We start from the raw sequence: 6,162 nt of genomic DNA on the forward strand, positions 1-6,162 counted from the left end.
TTATATCTATTAGAAAAATTATAGATGAAATTTTGAATCTTAATAATAAGGATGTAAATAAGAAGATAATAAATATTAAGGTTTTAATAGATGAGATATTATTTGAACATGAAATAGGAATAAAGGAAAAACTTATTAATGTAAACTTTGAAGGTAAGGATATTCTGTTAGAGACAGATTATCACTTAATTTATAAGATAATAGATAATTTAATTAATAATGCAATTAATTATACTAATAAAAATAATGATATAAGAATTACATTATCAGAAAACAACTTAGAAATTATTAACTACGGAGCTCATATAGATGAAGAACTTTTACCTAATATTTTTGATGCCTTTGTATCAAGCAATTCAGAAACTAGGGGAAGGGGCTTAGGTTTATATATAGCATATTATTATTCTAATCTTTTAGGGTATAAGATTGAAATAAGTAATATTAGTAATGGTGTTAAGGCTATAGTTTACTTTAATAACTAGCTACACATATGAAATAAAGCTACAGAGAATTTCCATAGCATATTCATATGAAATTCATAGGGGAGGACTATACTTAAACTATGGAAGATAGTAAAAGGGAGGAATAATAATGATAAGTATAAATAATTTAGAGGTTAAGTATGGAAAAGAATTGGCATTATTAATTAAAAGCCCTATAAAGTTTGAGAGTGGAGATAGAGTTGGGATAATAGGATCTAATGGAGCGGGGAAGACAACCTTAGTAAAGTCAATATTAGGACTTATTAAATATAATGGTTCAATAAACACAAAGGTAAAACCAGAAGAAATGTCAGCACATATGCAGTTTAATAATTATGTTGATACAATGGCAGTTAAGCATGTTATTGAAGCAATTTTAGATACAAAGATAAAAAATAATAAAGAGCTGCAAGAATTAATTAATTTCTTTGATTTTAATCTTTGTTTAAATAAAAGGTATAGTGCACTTTCAGGAGGACAAAAGCAAAGACTTACTATTATATTAGTGTTAATTCAAGATGCGCCTTTAGCTTTCTTTGATGAAGTTACTTCAGGACTTGATTTTGAGACAAGACAACAGCTAATGATCAAGATTGAAGAGTGGTATAGAAATAAAAATACTACTATTTGTATAGTTTCTCACTATTATGAGGAGTTAGAGCAATTAACTAATAAGATATTAATATTAGAAAAGGGAAGAGTGGTAGATTTTGGATATAAGGAAGAATTATTTAGAAAGCACTGTGGTAAATCAATAATTATATTAGCTAATAATGATAAAAATTTAGAAATAACTAAAAACTTTAGAAAAATAAAATCTCCTGATCACTTAATTGCAGTTTCTTGTATGAGTATTGAAGAGGAATTAGAAGTAGCTAAGCTTTTAATTGAAAATGATATAACCTTTAAGAGAAGTAACTCAGATATAGAAATAATGAGTATTAATGCAAAGAATAAGGCAAAGAGTGAGGCGGTAGCTTAAAATGAAAGGACAATTAGTTAAAAGTAGCTTAGTTAAATATGAGTTGAGAAATATAGTAGGCAATATATTTACAGTGGTTTTTGGAGTTATCTTTCCAATATTTATGTCAGTTTTCTTAGGAGCAATAATTGGTGGTAAGGTTCCTGAAGAAGCAAGAGCATCAGTAATTACAAATATTTTCATAAGTAATAGCATGATGATTCCACTAGCTACAGTTTTTATTGGATATTCAGCAACTTTTTCTCAAGAGCTTGAAAAAAATATTCCTCTTAGATTTAGACTTTTTGGATATAAAGAAAGGACTTTAGTAGCATCTAAAATAATTGCATATTTAATTTTTATGACAATAGCATTAACTATATATGCAGGAGTATCTTTTATAGCACTAGATATACAACTTCCATCTCTAAGTTCAGCCTTGATTTTAATAGGGTCATTATATTTACTTGCTATAATATTCTTTATTTTATCTCATGGTATTTCTTTAATTATAAAGAAGTTTGGACCAACTTATGCAATTACTATGATTCTATATTTTGGAATAATGATTTTAAGTGGTATGTTTGGAGTTCAAGCAAAAGATTTTCCAAAGCCATTAATGAATGTAGCATATTTATTCCCAACAACCTATGTGGCAGGTGACTTCGTTGATTTCTGGCAAAAAGGTAGCTATAATTTTATGCCATATATTCAATCCTTAGTATTATTTTTAGTAGTAGCATTAATTATTTTAATAATAGCTATAAATAAAGATTCTAGACTTAGCCATAGTGTTAAAGTATCTGTAAATAAAGGTGATAAAGTTTCAGTTAATAAATAGACTGGTGCTGCTATACAATGAAAAATTAAGAATGAAGAATGAAAAATTAAGAATGAAGAATGAAAAATTAATTAGAGAACTCCTGTAGGAGTTTTAGAAAGTAATTAATTTTAGCAATTCTTCATTTTTAATTTGGGCTGTTTCTGTGACAGAGCCATTAATAATTATAAGTATTTTTTTATTCTTAAGTACTTTCAATATCGAATATATCAGCAGCTGTTTTTTCTATTGAGATTTTAAGTAGGGATTTGATTTTGAATATTTTTCTTTTGTAACATTATGTTAATTGAAAAAAATCAATGATAAAATTCATTTATAATGTTATAATCAATTAGCGAAATAGAAAGTATGCATATGTAAGTTTGCTTATTAGGTCGTTTTGTTACAAGTCATCACAAACTTACATATGCGTACTCAATAACTGAAGAAGGAGTTTATAAATAGTTTTTATAAATTCCTATAAAATTATAAAGTAGGTGTTTAAATGTCAAATAATAGATTTCTACCAATAAGTAAAGAGGATATGAATGAACGTGGATGGGATCAATGTGACTTTATCATAGTTACAGGGGATGCCTATATAGACCACCACAGTTTTGGAACAGCAATTATTTCTAGAGTATTAGAGGATGCAGGATATAAGGTTGGTATTATTCCACAACCAGATTGGCATAGTTTAGATGACTTTATGAAGCTTGGAAGACCAAGGCTTGCTTTCTTAGTTAATGGAGGAAACATGGATTCCATGGTTAACCATTATACTGTAAGCAAAAGACCTAGAGAAAAGGATCTTTATACTCCAGGTGGTAAAATGGGAGCAAGACCAGATAGAGCAACAATAGTTTACTGTAATAAAATTAGAGAAGCATATAAAAATATTAATGTAGTTATAGGTGGAGTTGAGGCAAGCTTAAGAAGAATGGCTCACTATGATTACTGGGGAGATAATGTAAGAAATTCTATATTAATAGATAGTGGAGCAGATCTTTTAATATATGGAATGAGTGAAAAGCAAATTGTTGAAGTTGCTAATGCTTTAAATGATGGCTTTGAAGCTAAATATATTAGACACGTTAATGGTACTACATATACTATAGATTCATTAGATGAAATATATGGTGATTATAAGCTATTACCATCAAAGAACGAAGTAACAAAGGATAAGATGAAATATGCTGAAGCCTTTAAAATTCAATATGAAGAACAAGATCCAGTAAGAGGTAAGATGTTAGTTCAAAAGCATGGTGATAAATATGTAGTAAGTAATACACCAGAAATGCCTTTAACTAGAGAAGAGTTAGATAGGGTATATGCACTTCCATATACTAAGGAATGCCATCCTATATATGAGAAGTATGGCGGAATTGCAGCTTTAGAAGAAGTTAAGTTTAGTATAGTTAGTTCAAGAGGATGTTTTGGTAACTGTTCATTTTGTGCTATAACTTTCCACCAAGGGAGAGCAGTACAAAGTAGAAGTGAAGCTTCTATTTTAGATGAAGCAGTTGAAATAACTAATCTTAAAGATTTTAAAGGATATATTCATGATGTTGGAGGTCCAACAGCGAACTTTAGAAAGCCTGCTTGTAAGACTCAGCTTACTATAGGTGCATGTAAATCTAAGCAATGTTTAACTCCAAAACCATGTAAGAACTTAATAGTTGATCATAGTGAATACTTAGGCTTACTTAGAAAAATAAGAAAGTTACCTAAGGTAAAGAAGGCATTTGTGCGTTCAGGTTTAAGATATGATTATATAATGGCTGATAAAAATGATACTTTCTTTAGAGAACTTGTTGAGCACCATGTAAGTGGACAATTAAAAGTTGCTCCAGAACACGTTGCAGCAAATACTTTAAAATACATGGGTAAGCCAGCAGGTGATACTTATGATAAGTTTAGAGAAAAGTTCTTTAAGATAAATAAGCAATTAGGTAAGGAACAATACTTAATTCCATACTTAATGTCAAGCCATCCAGGTAGTGGATTAAATGAAGCAATAGAACTTGCTGAGTATTTAAGAGATACTAAGTATCAACCAGAGCAAGTTCAAGATTTCTATCCAACTCCAGGAACTTTATCAACAGCTATGTTCTACACAGGAATTAACCCAATAACAGGTGAAGAGGTATATATTCCAAAGACTAGAGAAGAAAAAGCTATGCAAAGAGCCCTTCTTCAATTTAAAAATCCTAAGAACTATAATTTAGTTCATGATGCTTTAGTTAAGGCAGGAAGAGAAGATTTAATAGGAAATGGGCCAAAGTGCTTAATTAAATCAAAGGCTGATAGATATATGGCTAAGATGAAAAGAGAAGAAGCAATAGCAAGAGGAAGTTCAAATAGAGGAAAACAAGGCTCTAAGTCAAAATCTTCTTCAAAACCATCTGGAAAAATGAATAGTAAATCAAATTCAAAGCCAGCTGGAAAAGTGAGTAGTAAATCAAATTCAAAGCCTTCAAATAGTAAAACTTCATCAAAAGGAAAATTTGGAGATTTTAAAGGAAAGAACTCTAATACAAAAAGTAATAAGAGTGGTAATAGAAGACAAGGAAGATAAGTCTTAATATAATTAAGTTAAGTCTATATCCAAAGGGGAAACATAAATGAAGAAGAGTTTTAAGATAGATGAATTTTTATTGAAATATCCGCATGTAGAGCAAATAATTGAAGAAAAGAATATAGATACTGAGGTTTTAAAGGATATTTATAATGACTTTGTAGATTATAAAGTATCTTATGAAAATCAAGCAGGGTTTATAGCTAATATATTACGTTCTCAGCCAATGATTCATTCAGTAAAATCTAGAATAAAAGAACCAGATAGATTAATAGAAAAAATTATAAGAAAAACTGAAGATAGAAGATTAAAATATGGTGATGACTTTCAATTTAGCTTAAATAATTATAAAAATGAAATTAATGATTTAATTGGAATTAGAGTTATACATATATTTAAGGATCAATGGCAGGATATTCATGAATTTATAACTAAGACTTGGAAGGTTATAGAAGTTACTGCAAATGTAAGAGAAGGGGATAATACTAAGAAGTTTGAAGAACTTAACATAGAAGTTAGGTCAAGAATATCAGGGTATAGATCAGTTCACTACCTAGTTGAGTTTTACCCAACTAATGAAAAAGTTATAGCTGAAATTCAAGTAAGAACAATATTTGAAGAGGGCTATGGTGAAATAGATCATAGACTTAGATATTCCCATATAGAAATCCCAGAAATCTTAAAATCAAATCTTCTTTTATTTAATAGAATCGTGGGAAGTGCGGATGAAATGGCTTCTTTAATTAATGATTTAAGTAAAGAGTGGGTTAGTAAAGAAGAAGAACTTTTAAAGGTTATAAAAGAACAAAAACAAGAAATTGAACTTCTAAAAAAATCTCTGAATACAAAAAATAATTAAAGAAAAAAGAACTCAACTCCTTAATTTATTGAAGGGTTGAGTTTTTTTATTTTTTATAATAGAAAAGCTTTAAAATATATTACCTTTTTTATTTTTGGTAAGTTAATGATATCTATGAAATCTTAGCTTTGCAATTTTTTTATAGGACCCATTACCCAAGTTTTATGCAAATTTATCTGATAGAGTTATTGAATTCTAACTTATGAACGTAGAATAGTTAATTAATAGATAAAATATTGCGTATTATTATTCCATATACAATTAATCTAAAAATTAGGCGAGAAATCAAATGATATTTTAAGAAGAAAGTAAGCAAAGAGTTCACTAAAAAAGCTATAAAAGATCTAGATGGAGCAATGAAAATGTTAGATTATAATTTTTAAAATATTACTTCAATAGTAAAAGTAAAAGAAATAGATAATAGTGATATTATTATGTGTCGAATTAAAGACTATATGATGA

5 protein-coding genes are annotated in these 6,162 nt (G+C 28.4%); all 5 read left to right on the plus strand.

What is annotated here, in order from left to right; genetic code table 11:
• Window positions 1-482: ATP-binding protein (locus E6248_RS11700; protein ID WP_316340981.1), on the plus strand; the 482-nt coding region annotated here is incomplete at its 5' end.
• Window positions 483-591: 109 nt separating this feature from the next.
• Entirely contained in the window at window positions 592-1,464 is an 873-nt protein-coding gene (locus E6248_RS11705) for an ABC transporter ATP-binding protein (protein ID WP_316340982.1), read from the plus strand.
• Between the two features lies 1 nt (window position 1,465).
• A complete protein-coding gene (locus E6248_RS11710) occupies window positions 1,466-2,284 on the plus strand; it encodes an ABC transporter permease (protein ID WP_316340983.1) in 819 nt (272 codons plus the stop codon).
• 484 nt (window positions 2,285-2,768) lie between these two features.
• A complete protein-coding gene (locus tag E6248_RS11715) occupies window positions 2,769-4,841 on the plus strand; it encodes a YgiQ family radical SAM protein (protein ID WP_316340984.1) in 2,073 nt (690 codons plus the stop codon).
• Window positions 4,842-4,887: 46 nt separating this feature from the next.
• Window positions 4,888-5,700: a RelA/SpoT domain-containing protein gene (locus E6248_RS11720; protein ID WP_316340985.1), complete on the plus strand. Its 813-nt coding sequence runs from the start codon at window positions 4,888-4,890 to the stop codon at window positions 5,698-5,700.
• The last annotated feature ends 462 nt before the right edge of the window (window positions 5,701-6,162 follow it).

Origin of the sequence: Clostridium sp., assembly GCF_032552055.1 — a bacterium.
Taxonomy (GTDB): Bacteria; Bacillota; Clostridia; order Clostridiales; family Clostridiaceae; genus Clostridium.